General features: G+C 50.5%; 12 protein-coding genes. 7 read left to right on the top strand and 5 right to left on the bottom strand.

Annotated elements, in window-relative coordinates:
- Together OGX89_RS00950 and OGX89_RS00945 are read left to right on the top strand one after the other, a co-directional pair.
- Positions 1-6,604: Ig-like domain-containing protein (locus OGX89_RS00950; RefSeq protein WP_286559762.1), on the top strand; the 6,604-nt coding region annotated here is incomplete at its 5' end.
- A 62-nt stretch (positions 6,605-6,666) separates the two neighbouring features.
- On the top strand, positions 6,667-6,942 hold the full coding sequence (locus OGX89_RS00945) for a hypothetical protein (RefSeq protein ID WP_003825832.1): 276 nt from the start codon (positions 6,667-6,669) through the stop codon (positions 6,940-6,942).
- 77 nt (positions 6,943-7,019) lie between these two features.
- On the opposite strand, the gene lapD is transcribed toward OGX89_RS00945, so the two are convergent.
- From lapD to OGX89_RS00920, 5 genes are read right to left on the bottom strand one after another with little or no spacing between them, the layout of a single operon-like run.
- On the bottom strand, positions 7,020-8,954 hold the full coding sequence (gene lapD, locus OGX89_RS00940) for a cyclic di-GMP receptor LapD (protein ID WP_125112833.1): 1,935 nt from the start codon (positions 8,952-8,954) through the stop codon (positions 7,020-7,022).
- A gap of 9 nt (positions 8,955-8,963) precedes the next feature.
- Positions 8,964-9,656: a cysteine protease LapG gene (gene lapG / locus OGX89_RS00935; RefSeq protein ID WP_370613131.1), complete on the bottom strand. Its 693-nt coding sequence runs from the start codon at positions 9,654-9,656 to the stop codon at positions 8,964-8,966.
- 2 nt (positions 9,657-9,658) lie between these two features.
- A complete protein-coding gene (locus tag OGX89_RS00930; protein WP_003825839.1) occupies positions 9,659-10,552 on the bottom strand; it encodes a transporter substrate-binding domain-containing protein in 894 nt (297 codons plus the stop codon).
- Complete coding sequence (locus OGX89_RS00925) at positions 10,536-11,468, bottom strand: transporter substrate-binding domain-containing protein (RefSeq protein ID WP_003825841.1); 933 nt, start codon at positions 11,466-11,468, stop codon at positions 10,536-10,538. The genes OGX89_RS00930 and OGX89_RS00925 overlap by 17 nt, the downstream gene beginning before the upstream one ends.
- Entirely contained in the window at positions 11,461-13,653 is a 2,193-nt protein-coding gene (locus OGX89_RS00920) for a putative bifunctional diguanylate cyclase/phosphodiesterase (protein WP_279892558.1), read from the bottom strand. The genes OGX89_RS00925 and OGX89_RS00920 overlap by 8 nt, the downstream gene beginning before the upstream one ends.
- Before the next feature lie 610 nt (positions 13,654-14,263).
- On the opposite strand from OGX89_RS00920, the gene OGX89_RS00915 reads away from it, so the two are divergent.
- From OGX89_RS00915 to OGX89_RS00895, 5 genes are read left to right on the top strand one after another with little or no spacing between them, the layout of a single operon-like run.
- Complete coding sequence (locus tag OGX89_RS00915; protein ID WP_003825844.1) at positions 14,264-16,474, top strand: sensor domain-containing phosphodiesterase; 2,211 nt, start codon at positions 14,264-14,266, stop codon at positions 16,472-16,474.
- A 45-nt stretch (positions 16,475-16,519) separates the two neighbouring features.
- Complete coding sequence (locus OGX89_RS00910) at positions 16,520-18,610, top strand: methyl-accepting chemotaxis protein (protein WP_063940964.1); 2,091 nt, start codon at positions 16,520-16,522, stop codon at positions 18,608-18,610.
- A complete protein-coding gene (locus tag OGX89_RS00905; RefSeq protein WP_003825849.1) occupies positions 18,607-19,674 on the top strand; it encodes a chemotaxis protein CheB in 1,068 nt (355 codons plus the stop codon). The genes OGX89_RS00910 and OGX89_RS00905 overlap by 4 nt, the downstream gene beginning before the upstream one ends.
- Positions 19,671-21,083: a CheR family methyltransferase gene (locus OGX89_RS00900; RefSeq protein WP_125112829.1), complete on the top strand. Its 1,413-nt coding sequence runs from the start codon at positions 19,671-19,673 to the stop codon at positions 21,081-21,083. The genes OGX89_RS00905 and OGX89_RS00900 overlap by 4 nt, the downstream gene beginning before the upstream one ends.
- Positions 21,084-21,094: 11 nt before the next feature.
- On the top strand, positions 21,095-23,227 hold the full coding sequence (locus tag OGX89_RS00895) for a hybrid sensor histidine kinase/response regulator (protein ID WP_125112828.1): 2,133 nt from the start codon (positions 21,095-21,097) through the stop codon (positions 23,225-23,227).
- The last annotated feature ends 1 nt before the right edge of the window (position 23,228 follow it).

Here is a 23,228-nt window from a genome sequence, read left to right as displayed (position 1 = left end):
TATTAAGGAGTTTTCCGCGAACGGCGGCTTTACGCAGATCGCCGGTACCGTAACCGGCGTGGATGCGAAGGTGGGGGATGTGGTGACGTTGCAGCTGGATGGCGTCCCGGTGATGGAAGGCGTTGTTATCACGCTGGCAGGCGGCAAGCTGGGCTATAGCTTCCCGATGAAAACCCATATGCTGATGAGTCATCCGGAAATTGCCATTTCGGTCACCTCCAGCGATGCGGCGGGGAACTGCGTCACGCATTCTGTGACGAAAACCATCAGTAGCGATATGTACACGCAATCGCATATCACCATTGATGGTGTGACGGATGATAACTTCATCAACATCAAGGAATCGACGAACAATCACGGCAAGACCACCATCAGCGGCTCGGTGAGCGGCGATGCAAAAGAGCACGATATCGTTGAGCTGGTGATTAATGGTCAACACTATTCGGGGGAAGTGGAGAAGCTGGCAAACGGTGGCCTCGGCTACCATATCCCGGTGGATACCCAGAACCTGGTCAACGACCCGGTGATTCATGCCAGCATTCATACCACGGACGATCATGATAACGAAACCACGGCAACTGCGGAGCGTACCGTGGGGCTGGATCTGAACGCCAGCGCCTCTATCGGCATCGATACCGTCGCAAGTGATGACATTATCAGCAAAGCTGAGTCTCAGTTGCACAAGACGACGATTACAGGGGCAGTCGGCGGCGATGCGCAGAAAGATGATATCGTCACTTTAACCTTCAACGGTAAAACCTATACGGGCAAGGTCTTTGAACTGCCTGACCACTCGCTGGGCTACAGTATTGAAGTCAGCACCGATAACCTGAAAGATGGCAGTGACCAGAAGGTCCATGTCTCTATTTCAACCGTCGACGAACACGGTAACCCGTCAACGGTAACGCACGACCATATGGTGCATATCGATCTGCACGCGGAAGCGACGATTACGATTGATCCGGTGACTGATGACAACGTAATCAACCATTTCGAGTTAGACAAGAGCTGGCAGTTGGTTAGCGGCGTTGTGGGTAAAGATGCACAAATTAATGATGATGTGCGCGTTGAGATTAACGGTCACACGTATACCGGCAAGGTTCTCGTTCTGGGCAACGGCCAGTTGGGGTATCAAATCCCGGTCCCTTCCTCTGAATTTAGCAACAACCAGGGCAACCAGGACAAAGATGTCACCTTCAACGCTACCGTAACGTCACACGATGCGGTGGGGAACGAAGTTGTCGAGTCCACGACGCAGCAAGTACATATTGATAACCACGCTCGGGCTGGGATAACCATTGATACCGTGGCGGGCGACAATATGATTAACGGCACCGAGTCCACAAAACACACCACTGAGGTAATGGGTACCGTTTCTGGCGATGTGCACGTGGGCGATAAAGTGATCGTTACCATCAATGGTCACCACTACGACACAACTGTCCAGAAACTCCCGGAGCACAATAATGCGCTGGGCTATAAGCTGGATGTGCTGACGGGCGATCTGGTGAAAGATCCGCATATTTTTGCGCAGGTAGTTGGAGTAGACCGTGCTGGCAACCAGCAGAGAGCTGAAACCACGCATGATTTGTCGGTGGATTTGCACGCGAAAGCGCTGCTGACTATCGATCCGATTACTGGCGACAATATGATTAACGGTGCGGAGTCGCATGATCAGTTTACGATGGTCACCGGCAAAGTCGGCGGTGATGTGCATGTGAACGACATCGTGTATCTGACCGTCAATGGTCACACTCTGACCGGGAAAGTCATCGATCAGGGTGGGCATCTCGGGTATAGCATCAAAGTCAGTACTGCCGATCTGCTGTCCGACCCGCATTTAACGGCAACTGTTAGCACCACCGATGTTGCGGGTAACCCGGCAACGGCCAATGCGCAGACCACAGTGGTGATCGATACCCGTGTGGATGCGACGATTACGATCGACTCTGTTACGCCAGACAACACGCTGAATTATGTCGAGCAGCATGAGACCACCACCGTCGTGACCGGCACCGTGACTGGTGAGGTTAAACCGGGCGATCCGTTGCTGATGACGATCAACGGCCATTCCTATCATGGCGTTGTTGACAGCAAGCTGGGTTACAGTATTACCGTCAAGACGGCCGATCTGGTTGCCAAGCCGCATATCGAAGTCTCCATGGACGTTACCGATGCGGCGCAGAACCATGCGCATGTCGTGGCGCATCATGACGTTAACCTGGATGACCAGGCCTTTGCCGCGATCACCATCGATCGCGTGACGGGTGATGACACGCTGAATGGCACTGAGCTGCAGGCGCCTAAAACGACCATCAGCGGTACGGTGGGCGGCGATGCGCACAAGGGGGATATCGTTCACCTGGTGATTGATGGCCATCCTGTCGATGTGACGGTGGTTGAACTGCCGAAGCTGGGGACGCTGGGCTATAGCGTTGAGGTTAATACCCAGTGGCTGCAAAACGACCCGCAGATCACGGCGACGATTACCACCCATGATGCCGCAGGAAATACCGCGACGGCGAATGCGACAAGCACGGTGATAATTGACGATCACGCCGAGGCTATCGTCCATATCGACCCGCTGGTGACGGATGATCATGACGGGGTTATCAACTACAAAGAGGCACATAACCCACTGACCACCGTGACCGGTAGCGTGGGCGGCGATGTGAAGGTGGGCGATCTGGTCGAACTGACCATCAACCATCAGAACTACTATGCGCAGGTGCAGGATGACCACGGTAAGCATGTATTTAGCACCGAGGTTTCAACGCTCGATCTGTTGATGGACCCGAATATTCATGCCGAGGTAACGGCAAAGGATGCGGCTGGCAACGTTGCGTACGGGCATGATGATAGGCCGGTGGAGATTGATACCGTTGCTGATGCCGGGATAACTATTGATTCCGCCTCCAGTGGTCGACCACCAGGTAACCCTATTGCGAATAACCTGCTTCCTGGCAGCAGGCCGGACTTTATCGCCATAACCGGACATGTCGTTCCCGATGCGGTTATAGGTGATACGGTGACCATAACGGTGGGACACGGATTTGTCCTGACCACTCAAGTCATTACACTTCCCGATGGTCAACTCGGCTATCAGGCGGATATTGGCTCCGATAAATTCGCAGACAATGGCGATATTCTGGTGTCTATCACCACCCATGATAATCATGGCAACACGGCGACAGCAACAGAGCATAAATTTATCGATCTACCGTGGTTGCACTATACACCCGTGATCGGCAATACGCCTTACGGGTTCACGACGCCGCCAGTGGTCACCCCGCCGACAACGGGGACGGGCGTCACACAGCCGCAGAAGCCGCATGTCCATCTCACGGTCGATCCGGTAACGGGCGATGACATTCTCAACGGCGCTGAAGCGCAAAAAACGACCACGCCGATTCGCGGCCTGGTCATCGGTGATGCCCACGTTGGCGATGTCGTGACCGTCATCATCAATCATCAGTCTCACACTGGCAAAGTGTTTGAGATTCCGGGTCTGCCGGGGGAACTGGCCTGGCAGGTGGATGTTTCGTCGTCCGAGCTTAAGACGCACCCGACATTTGAGGTATCTATTACCGTCAATAACGCTGCGGGTAGCGACACCTCGAGCGTGCTGAAAACCATTCAGATCGATATCGATAACCCAGTCCACATCACCATGGACAATGTCGCCGGTGATGACGTTATCAATGGTTCGGAAGCGAAAAGCGGCACAACAACGATCAGCGGTACGGTCAGCGGCGAAGGCATCCATGACGGTAGCGTAGTCTCGCTGCAGGTGAATGGTAATACTTTAACCGCTGTGGTACATGCAGGCACCACGGGATGGGTCTGGTCGCAGGATGTCAGCATCAACGATCTGCGTAATAATCCGGACATTACCGCGTCGGTAAGCGCTACCGATGCTGCCGGAAACACTGGTACTGACTCGACGTCGAAGCACGTTGAGGTCGATCTCAACGCTGATGCGGGGGTTACGATTGATAACATCACAACTGATAACGTACTGAACTCGCAAGAAGTTGGACAAGCAAAGACCACGGTGAGTGGTTCCGTTTCCGGCGATGTTAAACCCGGTGAAAACGTGACCTTGACGGTCAATGGTCATGATTACAATGCCGTTATTAATGCAAGTAATCACTACACAGTTGATGTAAATACGTCAGACCTGGTAGCTGACCATACCATCGACGCTAAAGTGACCGGCCACGACAAGGCTGGCAACGTTCAGGACACCAGTATCATCAAAGCGTTTTCTGTCGATACCACGGCATCGGCAGCGGTAACGGTTAATACCGTGGGCGGTGACGACGTTATCAATGCCGCTGAGATTCAGGCTGGCAAGGTTGAAGTCAGCGGTACCGTGGATGGTGACGTACACAAAAACGACAAGGTCTATATCACCGTTAATGGCAACCAGGTTGAGGCCACTGTCATTGAGCTGCCGCATATGAACGGGCAGTTGGGGTATAAAGCATTCGTGAGTACCACGGATCTTCAGGCCGATCCGACTATTCATGTCAGCGTGACGGGTCATGATACGGCAGGCAATATCCAGACTGCGACGTATGACAAAATCGTGATAATTGACGAGCGCGTGGATGCGACAATTGTCCTGGACCCAGTGTCCAATGATGACGTGCTGAATAACGTTGAAGCCGGGAAACCGACCACCATCATCACCGGTTCTGTGACCGGCGACGTTGAGGTCGGCGATCAGGTTACCGTCACCGTCAATGGCAAAGATCTGCCGGCGATAGTCTCCGACAGCGGCGGTAAGAAGGTGTTCCGCGTTGAAGTCAGTACGGTTGATTTGGTTCATGACCAGCATATTACTGCCCATGTCGTCGCCCATGACGATGCCGGTAACCGCCAGCAGATTGATACCGATAAGACGATCCTCATCGACCGCGTGGCTTCAGGTACCGTCGACATTGACAGCGTCACGGCGGATAACGTCCTCAACCACCAGGAGCTGTCGGGGCAGAAGGTGACCATCACCGGCCATGTCGGCGGTGACGCGCAGCTTTATGATCCGGTTACCTTGACCATCGGCGGGCATAAGTATCAAGGGAGCGTCATCACCCTGAGCGGCGGCGGTCTGGGCTATCAGATTGACGTGGATTCGGCGGTTCTACGTAGTGATGCGCACAAAGTTATTGACGTTGAGCTTACCGGCCATGACGCGCCGGGGAACCCGTTCACCGCAAAATCGACACATATCTATTCCGTTGATGAGCAGGCCAACGGTGCAATTACCATTAATGACCACATCGCAGGCGACAACGTCGTTAACCTGAATGAATCGAAGTCAGACACGGTGATTAAATTTACGGTTTCCGGCGACACTCACCCGACCGATGTCGTTGATGTTAGCGTCAATGGCAACAACATGAAGGCTTCGTTGGTACCTGGCTCCTCGACGGTTTATCAGGTTGCGGTTCCGGGAACGTATCTGAATGAGGGCGATAATAAGATTGAGGTGAAAACGACGTTACACGATGACGCAGGGAATACGTTAGACGTGCACGATCAGAAAAACGTGGTGCTGGATACTCATGCCGATGGTGCGATTACTATCAATGACGGCATCGCAGCAGATAACGTCGTTAACCTGAAAGAATCGCAGTCAGACACAGTGATTCGCTTTACGGTCTCTGGGGATACCCATTCTACCGATGTTGTTGAAGTGAATATCAACGGTCACCTTATGAAGGCTACGCTGGCACCTGGATCATCAACGGTTTATCAGGTTGCTGTCCAGAGCGCATATCTGAAGGAAGGTATCAATGATATTGATGTGAAAACGACGTTACACGACGACGCGGGTAATACAATCGATGTGAGCGATCACAAAACCATCGTCCTTGATACACACGCTGACGCCAGTATCGTGGTAGATAAGATCGCCGGTGATAACCACATCTCGCGTGCCGAATCACACGATACCTTCACGCATATTACCGGCAGCGTGAGCGGTGATGTGAATGATGGCGATCATATTAAAGCGCTGGTAAATGGTCATCAGTACGATGCCATTCTTCATCAGGGCAATAATGGGCTGACCTATGACATTGAGGCCGATACCTCCGTATTCCGGGCAGGCCATAACCGCGTGAACGTATTGGTCGAGGCGCATGATAACCACGGTAATATTACGCCTTATAGCCAAACGTTGAACGTGACGATGGACGATCCCACGCCAGTGAAAGGGCATACGGTGGATAAAGGGAATCATGCTGCGATGCAACATGCGCTGCACAATCTGTTCGATGACAACGCATTATCTCTGTCTTACGCACCAGCAGCGACCGGACACGGTCAGGCGACAGCGGTTCTCAGCGCTGACGATAAGGCGAAGGGCGTGCTTGAAAAAGTCGATCTCAGCGATCTGGCGCGTGAACTGCATGAAGGCGTGGATATTGCGAAGTACATTCAAAGCGGCGGCGATCATCACCTGATCGCCAGTCCGGCAAAAGTGGCGCATGGAATAGATACCGCGCTGTCGACTCCGACAAGCGGCGATCTGCATTCTCCGACCTACTCGTTGGATCACCTGATAGCTAAACCCGATCAAAACCACACTCACTAACGATTGCCTGCTGCCCTGTGTAAACAGGGCAGCAGCATCATGCAAAATGAAAAGGCACTGATATGAATTCTGATTCATCTGCTGCAAACGTGCAGGCAGAAGGCGTGGCAAAAAGTCCTGAAAATGACAACCAGCAGGCTTTAGCGATGCTGCAAAAAAGCGACCTGGAGATGGTTCGCGTGCTCGACGATTTGATTTACCTGTTGATCCGTAAAGGCGTGATTGCCATTACCGATCTTCCGCCGATGGCGCAGGTTAAATTAATGAATCGCGCGAACGCGCGCCAGGAACTTGGCGGGTTAGAACAACTGCTTGGCAACGATGATCGTATATTTTAGCTGATGCAGGCAATTTGTAGGCCGGATAAGCGCAGCGCTATCCGGCTATACAAAGGCGTATCAAGACGCCAGTTTTATCACAATGGCGCGGGCTCACCTAATAATTGCCCCATTGCTCCATCAATTCCTAATTCTTGCAGCACCATAAGCTCACCTTCCGTTTCAACACGTTCGGCAATGAGCGGCAAATCAATACTGCGCGTGGCACTGCACAATACTTCAATAAACAAACGCTTATCATTTTCCTCATCAATTTTGCGGATATAGCTGCTATCGATTTTCAGATAGGCAAGACCCCATTGCGACAGATGACCGATCATATCGAAACGGCTACCGAAGTGTTGCAGTCCCAGCGCGCAGCGATGCTGACCTACGGCTTTAACAAATGCCGCCATCTGATGGGGGCCTGGTAACTGATTTTCATCCAGTTCCAGAATCAGCTTGCTGGCTAATTTCGGTGAGTACCGTAACGGATTGAGCAGGTCTGCAATGGCGGTCGCGCTGGCGACAGAACTGCCAGAAATACTCAACGCTAGTTTTCCAGGCGCGGTTTTCAACTGGTTCAATGTGAGCTTCAACATGACTTTATCGAGTCGATGACTCCAGCCAAAGCGGTGGATCCAGGGCAAGAACCGCCCCGCGGTAATAGCGTTACCCTGCTCATCAATAATGCGCGACAGCACCTTGTAATGCAGGATTTTATCCGGCTGGCGGCAATCGACCACCGGCTGATAAACCAGCTGGAACTGTTGATTTGCCAGCGCATGCTCCAGACGAACAAACCACAAATGCTGATCTTCTGTAGCCGCAGGTATTTCAGTGGTGGGAACGACCTGATGGTTGGTGTGTGTTTCCGCTTCAACCAGCAGGCGATCGGCCTGGATCAGCAATGACTGAGCATTTTCTCCGGCGCTGAATGGCACCATGCTGGTATAGGCAACCGGCTGTTGGTCTGACATTCCGGTGGCGTAAAAGGCCGTGAGTTTTTGGCACAGCGAATTGCATAAATCCAACATCTCACCATGTGTGACGCCAGGGCAGAGTAGGGCGAACTCACCGCCACGAATGCGGGCGAGCGTGCTGTCGAGAGGGGCATACTTTTCTCTGTGCGCGTTCAGCAGGTTGGCGATGTTGAGCAACAGCTTATCAGTATGCGGTCCGCCAAAGCGCTGATTCAGGCCACCTAAATCCTGAACGCGAACCAGCATCAGATATCCTGGTGCCGTATCGGTATCACTCAGTCGCGCCTGGAGCTGCATATCGAATGCCCGGCGGTTGGCAACCCCGGTCTGGCTGTCGAGATAAGCTTCATTGTGCAATCGTTCGCTGTAGATAGCTTGTTCTTCAAATAACGATTTAAGCTTAGCTGCCATTAAATTCATGGCGCCTACAACGCGGCGTAATTCCGGCGTTTTGGGTAACTCGTGGAGTGTCAGAAACTCGCGACGGGTAATAGCTTCGGATTGTTTTGCCATGTAATTGAGCGGGCGCAGCAGTTTGCGTAGCAGCAAACTGCCGGCGATTAAGCAGGCGAGGCTACAGGACAGCATCCACAGCAGATTACCTAAGGTATTGTCCCACAGACGCTGCACAGCAAAGATAGGATCGCTGGTCACTTCCACGCGAGCAGCCTGCTGCCAACCGCGCATAATCGTTGCTTCACCAGTTTGCGGGGTGACATCCACCAGATCGATGAACCAAGCGGGGACGTTGGGAATTGTCGCTACCGCGCTACGCTCAAGCATTATTTTGCCGTTTGCCAGATCGACGATGCGGATTTTTTTGTAGTAACCGCTATCGAAAATGGAGCTGACCATCAGCTCGATCATTGCCGGGTCGTTGACGTTGGGCGTTAGCGAAACGCCTAGCGCCGTTGCGGCATCCTGGGCATGTGAAAGAAGCTGGTTATTGGACTGATTGCGAGAACTCTCCAGCGTCACAATAAAATTGCCGCTGAACACAACCATCATAAAGAGAGAGATTGCCAGAAGTAACTGTTTAAAAAGAGACACGGGCGATTCCTATTTATCCATCGGGAAGCCTTCTTCCCGCATTTTTGTGAAAACTTGCTGCCAGCGAGAAAGCCTCTTGCTGTCCCCAACGCGTTTATTGTTTTGATTGCCGGGAAGCCAAAGGCCGGTGTTGTTAAAGGAGTAGACAGGTAATAAATCCATGCGCTGCGTCGCAGGAGAAATAGTGCTGGTCAGACTGTCGAGAACCAAAGGAATCGCCTCAGGGGTGGCGTACCAGGTCAGCACCATGTGCGCGCGGTTTAAACGCAGGGCTTTAACATAGGTGATGCGAAGTTTGTCTTCGGATACGCCCAACTGGCGGAGGGTGAAATATTTGGCGATCGCGTAGTCTTCACAATCTGCCTCACCTTTGCGCAGCGACTCGATAGGGGTTGCCCAGTAATCGACGTTATGCCAGACATCAATGTCTTCGGTATAGCGGATCTTCTCATTAAAAAATTGATTTACAGCGCGTAATTGCGTTTGCTCGTCAGCATTACGCAACTGGAGCAGAAGCTGTTGCCAGGCGCGGATTCGTTGCTGCGCTTCTGGTGTAGCCGGGCCATAAAGCGCATCGGACTTTTGTTGAATATTGGCAAAATCCCAGGCCGCGCGTAGCGAATGGACTGACAGCAATAGCAGCAGCGCCCCGGGGATTCTCCACAGGCGCAGCAGGCGATGGCGTAAGCAGCGGCGGATAATGTTCAATGGCTATGCTGACAACTGCCCGGAGACGGGTTTTTCAGCTTTTCGCAGGACCAGGGGGACAACCACTTTTTACGTAATTGCACGTTGGCCGGCGAAGCAAAAAAATCTTTCAGCGTACTGTTAACAAACGTCACAAACTGCGGATCGTTTTTCCTCATCATAATGGCATAGTGCATATCATTGCCGATGCTCTCAGAAGAGACGCTGAACAGTTCAGGTTGCTCGCTATGATTAATTAGCGGCCAGGCCAGAATATCATCAACAAAGAAAGCAGCAGATTCATTATGCGCCATCTTCTCAAATGCGCCCTTTATGGTGGTGCTGGTAATCGTTGAAATATTAAGGTGTTGCTCTCTGTTTGCTTTATTAAATTCCAGCAAATCTTTTGAGCTTCCGGTCAGACTCACCGTGCGACCTTTAAGATCGGCAATTGACTGTATATTATTTTTACGTAAAGAGATGATGCGCATCTTTGCGGTGTAATAGTTTTCAGAAAACGACACGCTGGAGGTCCGCTCCGGCGCATTGGTATTTACGCCACAGTCCATATCTATTTTACGCGAGTTTAATGCGGAGAAACGTTCGGAAAAATTCACGGGAATATAATGAATGGTTAAATTGTTGAGCTTCAGATACTGGCGCAACTTATCGGCAATCATGTTGCATACCGCGATGGTATAACCCGTGACTTTGCCATTGTGGTCAGTAAAAGAAAATGGCGGCAGCTGGCGATAACCCACGTTGAGCACGCTGCTGCTCTGAATATGATCGAGCGTCGCAGCGTTCTGTTGCGCCATCAGTGCGGGGGAGATGACGAGGCCTGCCAGTAAAAACAGCCATTGCGCCGTACGCTTCACCCTTGTCATCTCACGATTAATTATATTTTTCATAATCAAAACTGATCTTCTTTTTAGCAGACGTTAATGCTTTCAGGTTATCTGACATGGGAATGTTTAAATTAATGGCTTTCGGCGGAATCGGTGACTGAAACCATTTTTTGTACAGCGCAGTAAATTCGTTGCTGATCATCAGCGAAGAGAGCGTGTCATCAACAAATTCTTTAAATTCTTTATCGTGTAACGGTAGTAACAAGCCCGCCGGTAGCGGGGTGCTGAGCGCAATATCGGAAAGTTCATAGTCATCAGGATTAGGCGTTTGCGCGATCATCCCTTTGAGTAAAACCGTACTGGAGATCAGTGCAGAATACTCACCATTCTTCAGTTCATTGAAGGCGGTAATGTTGTTGGTATCGAGTTGAATATTAATATCCAGGTCATTGGCGGCATTCACTTTTTGCAGTTGCTCAACGTAAATCGTGCCGCTTTTTACCAGTACGCTATGTCCGGAAAGCTCTGCCAGATTGTCGTTGCTTTCATTTTTACGCATGACGAAGCGGGTGCTTGAAAAATAAAACGGCAGCGAGAACTCGCTAATGCTGTGGCGACTTTTTGAATAAAAGGCCGGGATACACATGATGTCTGCCATGTGATTTTTAATCAGGACAAACTGCGATGCCGAGTTAGCTTTTACCCACTCGACCTTCAGCTTTTTAAGCTGAAGTTTTGTCTTGAGCGCGCTGACGATACTGTTGCAAATATCAATGGAATAGCCGGCAGGTACGTTGCCATTCTGCCAGGAGAAAGGAAACGCATCATCCTGATAACCAAGGGTAATGCTTTTCTTGCTGGCGATCTGCTCCAGCGTGTGTATCGGCAGGGGAGAGCCTGCTAAGCATGGCGTTGCTAACGCTATTAACAGGGCAAAAACCGTCAACATGCGCTTTACCGGGTGAAAGAAGTCAGACATTGCACAGTCCTTCTTCAATGACCTCTTTGGCAAATGCGGAAAGCACTTCACGCTCGCGCAGCGGATAGCTAAAGAAATAGCCCTGAACATTCTGGCACTCAATGTCGCGCAGAATGTCACGCTGCTGCGCGGTTTCTACCCCTTCAGCGGTGACCGACATATTGTACTTATGGGCAAACTGAATCAGCATCACAATCAAATACTGACTGGCATTATCTTGCTGAAGCTTGTCGACCAGCGTGCGCGCAATCTTGATGCGAGTGAAAGGATAGATCAGCAGATAATCCAGTGCCGCGTAGCCGGTGCCTAAATCATCCATCGCGATTTCAATGCCCAGAGAGCGAATCTCTTGCAGCACGGGTAAGGCAATCGACTTATCCAGCTTTTCGGATTCAGTAATTTCTATTTCAAGGCGCTCGGCTGAAAGTTGACTGATGCGTAACGCATCTTTGATAACGTCAACCAGCCCCGGACTGTGCAGCTGGTAGGCCGAGATATTGACGGCTACCCTGATACGTTCCGGCCATTTGGCAGCGGCTTCACAGGACTGACGAATAATCCATTCGCCCAAACGGACAATCAGACCGGAGTTCTCGGCGATGTTGATAAAATAATCAGGGTAAATCAGACCCTTGGTGGGATGATTCCAGCGTATCAGCGATTCGTAGCCATACACGCTTTCATCTTCCAGATTGATGATTGGCTGGTAATGAAGCTCGAATTCCTTGTTATCAATACCATCGATGATTTCCTGATTAATAAATAGGCTGTGGGTATGCTTCATCACCATGCCGTCTTCGAAGAAATGGAAGCAACCACGGCCATGATGTTTTGAGGCGTACATGGCAAGGTCGGCATTGATCATCAACGTCGAGGTATTATTGCCCTGATACGGCGCGGTGGTGATACCGATACTGCAGCTGATGGAAAAAGTATGCGTGCTCCAGGTAAACGGGGTGCTCAGCGCACGAATAATTCGCTTCGCCAGCCGATTCGCTTCTTTGATGGCGTTATCGCTGACATGTTGCAGAATGGCGAATTCATCACCGCCCAGACGCGCTGCGATATCGTTAGGTCCCAGCAAGAGCTGCAGGCGCTGGGCAACGCTGATTAACAGCTCATCGCCCGCTTTATGACCAAAGGTGTCGTTTACTGGTTTGAAGTTGTCGAGGTCAATCAACAGCAGGTTAAATGGTTTTTCGTCCTGATGGATTTCACTGACGCGTTTATCTAACGCCTGGCCAAACGAAACGCGGTTGGGCAATCCGGTCAGTGAATCATGATGGGCCATATGCTCCATCTTTTGCGACATTTCATGCATTCGTTGCAGATAGCCGCGTTCTTTCATGGCGACGCGCAATTTTTCAATCGCCCCGGCCAGATGTCCAATCTCATCGTCCTGATCAAGATAGGGTGTTATACAGTCCGTCTCTTCATGGGCGATGCGGGTAAGGGAGTTAATCAGCAGCGGAACCGGACGGAATAAACGGCGCATAAACATCGTGACCAGTGCCAGCGTTACCAGCAAAATCAGGACAAAAATGATACTGCTTTTTTTCAGCATCGCATCGTAGGTGGCGTAGAGATCGCTTTTTTTTCCAATGCTGCTAATCAGGCTACCGAGGATCTCACCTGAAGGCGTCAGAATAGGAACGGCGCTGATAAAGCACTCTTCGCCATTAATTTGGGCGAAGCCAACATAGTAGTTACCTAGCACATCGCGCGGCAGACGACCGGGGAAAGAAATGATCCCATCACCCTCTTCTGACTTGTTGTTGATGCCAACAAACCCTTTCTCCGGCGTATACAGAAACAACCAGGTGGGGCTATGGGTCTGTACTGATGCCAGTGCCAGAACGTCAACCGGGTTATAACCGGTTTGCATAATAGAGTCGGTGTCACCAATCTGTCTGTCGGAGACAATGCGGGATATCTGCCCTGCATCGCTGGTTTCGACCGAAACGGTGGTATACACGTTGCGGATGATGTAGGTCATAATCTGTGTATTCGCCTCAGCCCGTTGCACCCACTGCTGATAAGAAAAGTTATCTATCAGGCTCCAGTTGGTAAACGCGCCAGCACTAAACGCAATAACGATACCCGCCAGCAAGAATTGCGTTATTTTGCCAGTGATTGAATGTTGCCACCCTTTTATTGCTTTAAGGGAAAACAGAGACTTTGCCACGGATTATGTTAATTCCTGAAAAGATTATTCGGTGCTAAAATTAATTTCTGTTATTACTTGATGGAATATTATTGTTGCAAATAAGTAGATGAAAGATGTGAAACGTAATGACGTAACAAATAACTAACATTGAACCATGGCGAGTAATGACAAAAATAACGGTATGCGAATATAGATAACGCTGCTCTTTTCGTCAATAGGAAAAAGTGTACATAAAAATACATTTTCAGAATGCCCCTTTCAGGATATTAATGTTGACATTCATGGTGCTTGAGAAGATTTTTTATACGTACTGGTTGGAGGTGTTGGGAAACTGACAAAGGTTTTTTTGTTTTTTACGAAACATCAATGAATTAGCGGTTTTTCGGATAGGCGTTTTAGTGATTTTATCCCCACAGGATGTCCATTTTTGTCTATAAATGGGTATTTATTTCCTGATTTGATATGAATAATATGCTCTCTTCATTATAGAACCTTATTTTATTTTCTCAGTGCGCGGTCAATGTTGACAATTTTGCTATGGTTCATCGGCTGACCCAAAAGGATTTGTTTGTGACATTCGAGTCTGGATTAAAGTCCTATTGGTATAGTGCATAGCGGATAAATTGATTTGGACGCAATAATAAATTCAAACACGATAAAAAACATTCGGGAATGGTGCCTGCCACTTGTCTTACCTGGCCTTTTTTACCCGCTGGCACAATATCTTAACGGTTACAGCGTTCTCAATAATACTATTTTAACAGTTTACGATCTCAAGCTAGCCGTATTTTCTGCCGCATTGGTCTTGTTTGGTTTTCGGGTGTTGCCGGGATTTCTTCTGTTCCTGACGGTCATGTTTGTGGTCGGTCCGCAAAATGAACGGGTAGATGCGTTGTGCCTGATCATCGCGTCGACCTTAAGTTATGCAGCGTACCGCAAATTCACCGGCAGACGCAGCTGCGTTAGCTTTGGTCGCATCAAAATTAGCTTTAATCGCCTGGTTTGGCTTTGTGGCTACAACGTCCTGCTGTATCTGGTGTTCAGCAAACTCTTTGCAATGTTTGTCGCCCACGGACAACGCCCCGATGTGGATAACATTCCGGCGTTGAGTCTGGGCATGCTGGTACGTATTCAGGGGATCATCAACGGTTGCCTGACGGGGATCCCTTTATTTTACAAGATTTACCGCATCATTCGTCGACCGTCTTTCCTGTTGACCTTTCTGCGGGCCATTGCCGAACAGTGTAAAGGCAATATCGGCGTCTACGGCGTTGTGTCCTGGTGCATCTTGCTGTTTTTTCTGATGTTTTTCTTAACATCACCGGATAATTTGGATGTTTTTTTCTCTATCTATAGCCTGATCCTGTTATTCCCGTTGATGTTATGGGGAGCAATCAAGATTGGCCACTTGTTCACAATGCTGGTGTGGACGATCGTATTAATCATCTTAGGCAAACATAACGACAGCTATATCGCCAGCGATGTTAACTTCATGCTGCATCAGGCGCTGGTTTCGACGTTGATCTTTGTCTTTTCACTCACCATTGTGATCATGGGGGTACTGGCAAAATTTACCCGTCAGCGCTTTAACCAAGCGCTGCTGCTGGGGCTGACTGACCCGATGACAGGCATGGCAAATTTACGGGCGCTGAAGACGGAGCTATTTACCACTGAACGCGCGACCGTATGTCTGATACAGATCCCTGAGCTGGAGCTTTTTTCGCGTCGCTATGGTTTTCATTTCCGCGCCCGCTACCAGAAGATCCTTGCTGAGCATTTGCGCAGACATCTGGTGAAAAGCGAGAAAGTCTATTACCACGCGGGTTATGATCTGCTCATCCGGCTGGAAAATGGCACCTGGGAGCGGCTATGCGATCTGTATCAGGCCGCCAACAGTTTTCGTCTCTTTTACAACAACCATCGATTGGGTTTTCGCAGTGGTTTGGGCTATTGCCTGATTAACGATCTGAGTGATGACATTTATCAGCTGGTGGGGAAACTGGGCATGGTGGCGGGTTTATCACTCACCAACGGCAGGCCGGAAAACCTTGAGGCGCAGCATAGCCGGATCCTTGGCAACCACATTGTTGATAAAACAGAAATTCGCACTGCGCTGCAAAATGCGCTGGATAACAATGCGTTTGTCCTGATGGCACAGCCAATAGTTAGTACCCACGGTGAAGCGCCGTATCATGAAATATTGATCCGTATGCTTAATGAACGGGGTGAATTTATTCCACCGAACAGTTTCCTGCCGGTTGCTCATGATGCGGGGCTGGCACCGGATATCGATCTCTGGGTTATCGAAAATACCCTCAAATTTATGCGTAACCACCCGCAGCATTGTTTTTCTATTAACCTGGCACCGGTGACGGTATGTCGTTCAAATATTGTCATGAAGATCACCCAACTCCTGCACGACTACGCGGTGGAGCCACAGCGGATTATTTTTGAAATAACGGAAGCAGATACGTTATCAGACAAAGAACAAACCGTGGAAACGCTACGTTTAATACGTCAGCTGGGATGTCGGGTGGCAATTGATGACTTTGGCACCGGGTTTGCGAGTCATGCGCGCTTGATGAACATCGAAGCAGATATCCTGAAAATAGATGGCTCGTTTATTCGACGGATCACCGAAAGTGAAATTAGTTACTACATCGTTGAGTCATTTTGCCGCGTTGCTGAAATGAAAAAAATGCAGGTGGTCGCTGAATTTGTCGAGAACGCCACTATTCAGGCCTGTCTGGAAAAAATGAATGTGGGCTGGTTACAGGGATATCACATTGGCAAACCTACGCCGCTGTTCACGCTCGAATCACAGGGCGCTAGCTCCTGATGACCAAAAAAAGAGTAATTTCTTCTCAGGTAGAGAATAAAAATCATGAGTGACATTATTAAAGTAAAAAATCGAACGGCGAATACCACTAGTGAGGGACCGCGCGCTCGACTATTGTCCTGGCTGCACAACATCCATCCCGGTGTGGCGATGAAGCTCGGTATGATTTTGGTTGTTTGTATCGCAACGTTGCTGATTGGCGCCTCTTTTATATTATCGTCTTATCTTTCCAGAGAATTGCAGGTCAATGCGCTGGAGATGATTAAAACGAACACGCGGATATTCCACAACAGTATTTCTAACGAGTTTCAGCGTGTGACTCGCGATGCGGAACATTACAGCAATGTTTATATTAATAATTATCAAAACGTTGCCAATAAACCGCTGCGTTATATGGACTCTACTGAATTAAAAGCGGTGCTGAGCAACCCGAATACCAACTCACATTTCACCGAATTAACCAGCGTATTTGCCAGTACGTTTATTCTGCAAGGCGAGCAATTTGTACGTGTCAGCAGTACGTTACTGGCGAGTTCAGGCAATACGGCAACGGCAACAGCACTAGGGCATGATAATCCGGCGTTGCCGCTGCTTTTGAAAAATAAACCCTTTTCCGGTGTGGTCACACTGTTCGGTAAACAGTTTATTAGTCACTACGAACCGATTGCTGACAAATATGGTCAGGTGGTGGGGGCCGTCGCGGTGGGTTTCGACGTCAAACAGAGTTTGCAACCGATCATTCAGCGTTTGTTGAATGTGCATATTGGTAAAGATGGCTACGCCTACGTGCTGGATGCCGGATTTGAACCCGGTCGTATGTTGGTCCATCCCTCGTTGAGCAACCAGCAGGCAATTAATATTACCGATGCCAATGGTTTTAAGCTGTTTGCCGACATGCTCGAACACAAGAATGGCATCACTTACTACAACTGGGTGAGCGGTTATGGCGCATTGCCGAAGACCAAAGTTGCCGTTTATGAATACGTTGAAGGGATTAACTGGATAATCGCCACCACCAACTATGTTGATGATGTCGCCAAGAGCAGCAATCTGGTGCGTAACGGTCTGCTGCTGTTCACCGCGCTGCTGCTGCCCATCATTTTACTGCTGATTGCTGTGGCCAGTCGTTTCCTGATCTCGCGGCGATTAAACCGTGTCCTGGGGATTGCACAAACCATTGCCGAAGGTGACTTAACGGTAGATGTTCAGGTCGATCACCACGATGAGATAGGCGAACTGCTGAGCGCGGTGGAGATGATGCGTCAGCGTCTGCACTCGTTGGTAGGCGGTATGGTTTCTCATGCAAATTCGGTACATCAGGCATCTTTGCATATTACCGAAGCGGTCGATGGGCAGGCATCAACCAGCGTGGAAACCTCATCTTCAGTAGCTGAAATTACCTCCACCATGGAAGAGCTGTCTGCCTCATCGACACAGATAGCCGAACACTCACGGGCGGTTGTGGATATTGCCAACCAGACGCTCGAGGACTGCAATAAAGGCTCCGAGTCGATGTCGCAATTGCTGATGCGTATGACGGATATTGATACCGACAATCAGCAAAACATGCGTGAAATCATGATGCTCGGTAATAAGTCGACGGAAATCAGTCGCGTGATGGTGATCATTAACAGCGTCGCGGATCAGACGAAACTTATCGCCTTTAACGCAGCGCTCGAAGCTGCCAGCGCCGGGGAAGCCGGTAAGCGTTTCTCGGTTGTGGCGGCTGAAATCCGTCGTCTGGCGGATTCGGTGACGGAATCGACGGTTGAAATTGAAAATAAGATCAGCGAGATCCAAAACGCGATTAATCGTCTGGTGCTGAACGCGGAAAAAGGCGGCGAGAGCATTAAAGCGGGCGCAATAGCCTGTAAAGTCAGTGCTGAACATCTTAACGATATCGTTGTTACGGCCGAGCAAACCTCGACGGCTGCGCTGCAAATATCGCTTTCAACACAGCAACAGAAAACGGCGAGTAATCAGGTGGTCATGGCGCTGCGTGAGATAGTTGTTGCCAGTAACTATACCTCGCAATCTATCAAAGACATTCTGGTTGTCAGTCAGGATATGACACAACTGTCGAAAGCGCTGAAAGAGGCTTCGTCCTCATTCACACTGACGGAAACAGATGCATGAATAGCAGCAACATTCGGGTGCTGATCCTCGACCTGGGCAGCGCATCGCGTAATGAGCTGGTCAGGCAACTGGAGGATCACCCGCACATTAAGGTGGTGGGGCAAGTAGCCCATCGCAGGCAGGCGATCCGACTGTTGCAACAGCTGATGCCTGACCTGCTGATTCTGACGCTGGATATTTCGAGCGTCGATAACGTCGAGATCGTGGAAACGATCATGGCAACCAGCGCAATCCCGATCCTTGTCATGAGATTTTGTCCAGAGAATCAATGGGATGATGACTACATTTCCCGTGGTGCGTTGGCGGTGTTGCACCATAGCAGTGATTCACCACTCTCAACGGATGCTTTGCATCGTAAAGTAGAATTATTGGTCGGTGTGAAAGTTATTCGACATATCAAGGGATTACGCTATCCAGGCGAACCGGTAATCCCCACTGCACGACCGATGATAGACGTTGTAAAAACGCCACAGGACTGGCCCTTTGTGCTGGCGATTGCCTGTTCGACGGGCGGGCCGCAGGCGCTCAGTAAGCTGTTGCAGGATCTACCCGGTACGTTCCCGTGCCCGGTACTTATTGCCCAACATATTGCCGATGGCTTCGCGAAAAATATGGTGCATTGGCTGGATAGCGTGACCGATCTGAAGGTGCGACTGGCGCAGGAGGACGATCGGGTGGAAGCGGGGTATGTGTATATATTGCCGCCGGAGCAGCACCTGATCGTCAAAAGCAACCAGCGTTTAGCGGCGATCCCAAGACAGGAAAGCGACGTTTACCATCCCAGTTGCAACCTGTTGCTGGAGTCGGTGGCTGAGGTGTTTCGCGAAAAAGCCGTCGGACTGATTATGACCGGCATGGGCAGCGATGGCTGCCGCGGCATTGAGCTTATTGTCCGCCGTGGCGGAACAACGCTGGCGCAGGACGAAGAAAGTTCGGTGGTATTCGGTATGAATAAGAACGCGATCGACAAGCAACTAATACACCGCACGATCCCTCTGGATGGTCTTGCTGCGGTACTGCTTTCGATGGCTTGCCACGGGCATGTTGAGAGTAAATTGCCATGATCCCTAATCTTCCTGACTATGCGCGCCTGATCAAAGAGCGGGTCGGTTTGCATTTCGATAACGCCATGGAAGCATTGCTGAAAACGGCGCTGGGTCGGCGAATGGCCGAGCGAAAAATCAATGATTACTATGAATACTATGAACAACTGCGTAGCTCGCAGAATGAGTTTGATAGTTTCATCACGCTGATTACGATTAACGAAACCTATTTTTTCCGTGAAAGCGATACGCTGGATTTAATCTGCGATAAATGGATCCCGCGTCTGTTGCAACAGCGCAGCGGCCCGGTGCGTATTCTGAGTGCCGGATGCTCTTCCGGAGAGGAAGCCTACTCGTTGGCGATCAAGCTGCATGAGAAATACCTCGGCGGGATGGCCCAGCGCATCGAAATTTACGGCTGTGATATTGACCCGGCAATCCTGGCAAAAGCCCGCAACGCCTGCTATTCAAGCTACTCGTTTCGTGGCGTCGACCCGAGTATTCAGCAACGCTACTTCACCCGCTCGGGAAACCTCTACCGGCTGCATGATGAGATCCGTGAGAAGGTCTCCTTCCATCGCACCAACATTATAAAAGAACAGTTACTGCCGGAAGTGGACATCATTTTGCTGCGCAATGTGTCCATCTATTTTGATACGCCAACGCGTCGCGAGCTGCACAGTAATTTGCTGAAGATGTTGCAACCGCAGGGAGCCTTATTTTTTGGCAATGCGGAAACGCTGGCTAACAATTTCGACATTCTGAAGCTGGAGCAGGAAGAGGGGATTTTCTATTTTTGCCACCATAGTGAAGCGGCAAGGGTTGTGCCTGTCTCCAGAGTTGCGGTGCGCATTCCGCAGTCGAGAGCGGTGGTTGAACAGGTTCCTCTGGTGCCCACGGCGCAGCAGAGTAATGACTGGCTGAAGAAAGCACGCGCCAGCCTTGATGAAAAATGTTTTTCTGAAGCTGAAAAGTGTATCGCCTGTGTATTACGTGACGATCCCCGTAATCAGGATGCGCTGCTGATCCAGGGCGTTATTGCCCTCGAGCAGCGTGAATTTTCTCAAACAGCCGGAAACGCACAGCAGATCCTCGCCCAGGATGAGTGGTCGGCAGAGGCCAAAATGCTGCTCGGCCTGGCGATGATGTGGCAACACCAGACCCAGCAGGCCATCGCCTGGTTCAAGCAGGTGGTTTATCAGGAACCCGGCTACTGGCCTGCACACTATTATCTGGCTGAAATGTACCGGCAAAGCGAGTTATACCAGCCTGCTCAACGGACTTATCGTGTGGTGATGCAGTTACTGAACGACGAGATAAACAATCCGTCATCGGTTTGTCGTCTGCGTTTGCCAATGGTATTTCCTGGCAATACGTTTCGTTTCCTGTGTGAACATCAACTGGCGCAATTCGCCCATCAAAGTGGCTAATAAGAGCGATTATGGCTATCGATCTGAAAAAATTCGTTCTGCGCTTTATTGATGAAGGGAGAGGTCATTTGCAGACGATCAGCGAAGGGGCGTTTCTCCTCTCCGCTGATGAACATACCGACGCCTGGATAGGTGAGATGTTTCGCGCTGCGCATACCCTGAAAGGGGGCGCGCGGATGCTGAAGCTGCAAAGCATTGCCGATGTCACGCATCATCTTGAAGATGTATTGAGTGAACTACGTGATAACAAACTGACGCCGGACAGGGCGCTGGGCAATCTGATCCATGAGTCTGTGGAGTACCTTTCTGGTCAGCTTACCCAGCTTTTTGTCAGCGAAGGGGATAATCAGTTGCCACCGGCGGATGCCGGGCTGTGCGAACGCCTTGCCCGCGCCAGTCGGGGAGAGGATATCACGCTGGCTGTCGAAACTGCCGGGGTAACAGAAAAACCGGTAGTCCCTGCGCCCGCGACGCCAGCCAGCATGGATGCCGGTATTAAGCAGGCGGATTTCGTTCGGGTAAAGCTGAATAAGCTCGATGGTCTGATCGACATTCTGGGGGAGGTGCTCGCCGGACACGATCGCCTGGAACAGCAGATACAAAACCTGAGCCAACTGGTACCACGGTTACCGGGATTAAGCGCTGAACAGCTTCGCCAGCAGATCCACGACTTTAGCGCCCAGTTAAAAGAAAGCGTTCAGCTCCAGCATTTGCAGATGTTTGAACTATACGATGTGGCGGCGCGGATCCGTATGCTGCCACTTTCAACGTTGTTTGAACCCATTTCACTGCAGGTCAGCGAACTGGCTTCCACACTGAACAAGCAGGTGGTGTGCCGCTTTGTTGGCGGAGAAGTGGAAATCGACCGCCAGCTCATTGATCGGCTTTCGGAGTCGCTGACGCATCTACTGCGTAATGCCGTCGATCACGGGATTGGTGAGATCGACGAACGTCTGGCGCTCGGTAAATCCACTCGCGGCACGATTACCATCACTACTCAGCAGGACGGCAGCGGGATATTACTGCGTATCGAAGATGATGGCCGTGGTCTGAACTATGAGGCCATCAGCGCGAAGGCGGTCAGTAAAGGTCTGGTTCCTGCTTCAATGGCCGGGCAGCTCTCCGAGCAGGAATGTAATGAGCTGATTTTTCATCCCGGCTTTTCGACCAGCAAGATCGTCTCCGAGCTTTCTGGTCGCGGCGTTGGTCTTGATGTGGTGCGCAAAACGGTGGTGACAGACCTGCAAGGCGATTTGCAGGTTTATAGCCGCCCGGGAGTCGGAACCAGCTTTAACCTGCGGTTGCCTGTTTCGTTAACCATGATGCGGATTCTGCAATTTGAAGAGCAGGGACACCTGTTTGGACTGGCTGCGCAGTATGTGGTTGAGGTAGTGGAATGCACTGCTCAGGGGATCAGCGATATCGCCGGACGTCCTGCCATTATCTTGCATAACGAGTTTATCCCGGTGGTTTGCGTAGGCAGCTTGCTGGGCATTCATGAACGCCAGAGCAGCTTTTCAACGCCTGGACAGCGATTAATCGTGGTGCAGAACCAGTACAGCAAAATGGCGCTGCAGGTGGATAAGCTGCTCGATGAACGCAAGATGATGATTAAACCGTTACCGAAGCATATGCAGCAGCAGTCGCTGGTCTCCGGGATGGTACAAACACCGGATAACCAACTGGTCAGCATCCTGCACGTTCCCGCGCTGATGGCGATGGCGCAACAATCGCGGCAAACCAGTACACCAGCGCCCGCCACGAGCGTAACGCAGGATGCATGGCATGTGCTGGTGGTCGATGACTCATTGAATACCCGTGAGATAGAAAAGAACGTGCTGGAAGCGCACGGCTATCAGGTGACACTGGCAGAAGACGGGCTGTCGGGGCTGCAAAAAGCGAAACTGACCCAGTTTGATGCCGTACTGACGGATGTCGAAATGCCGTTTATGGATGGTTTTACCTTCACCAAATCGTTGCGTGGGGAGAAAAACTACCAGCATACGCCAATCATCATCGTGACGTCCCGCGCGAAGGAAGAGGACCGGCGACGGGGGATTCAGGTGGGCGCGGATGCCTACATCGCCAAGGGCGATTTTGAGCAGGACAGTTTGATAAAAACATTAAAAATGCTTTTGTGCTGAT

Origin of the sequence: Citrobacter sp. Cpo103 (genome assembly GCF_030332605.1) — a bacterium.
GTDB lineage: Bacteria > Pseudomonadota > Gammaproteobacteria > Enterobacterales > Enterobacteriaceae > Citrobacter > Citrobacter portucalensis.
Note: the sequence above shows the minus strand (reverse complement) of the source record. Positions and strands in the feature narration are given on the sequence as shown.

Excerpts from the sequence above, each read along its gene's own strand:
- OGX89_RS00945 (WP_003825832.1), top strand. The coding sequence starts at position 6,667 with ATGAATTCTGATTCATCTGCTGCAAACGTGCAGGCAGAAGGCGTGGCA.
- OGX89_RS00930 (WP_003825839.1), bottom strand. The coding sequence starts at position 10,552 with ATGAAAAATATAATTAATCGTGAGATGACAAGGGTGAAGCGTACGGCG.
- OGX89_RS00925 (WP_003825841.1), bottom strand. The coding sequence starts at position 11,468 with ATGTCTGACTTCTTTCACCCGGTAAAGCGCATGTTGACGGTTTTTGCC.
- OGX89_RS00910 (WP_063940964.1), top strand. The coding sequence starts at position 16,520 with ATGAGTGACATTATTAAAGTAAAAAATCGAACGGCGAATACCACTAGT.
- OGX89_RS00905 (WP_003825849.1), top strand. The coding sequence starts at position 18,607 with ATGAATAGCAGCAACATTCGGGTGCTGATCCTCGACCTGGGCAGCGCA.
- OGX89_RS00900 (WP_125112829.1), top strand. The coding sequence starts at position 19,671 with ATGATCCCTAATCTTCCTGACTATGCGCGCCTGATCAAAGAGCGGGTC.
- OGX89_RS00895 (WP_125112828.1), top strand. The coding sequence starts at position 21,095 with ATGGCTATCGATCTGAAAAAATTCGTTCTGCGCTTTATTGATGAAGGG.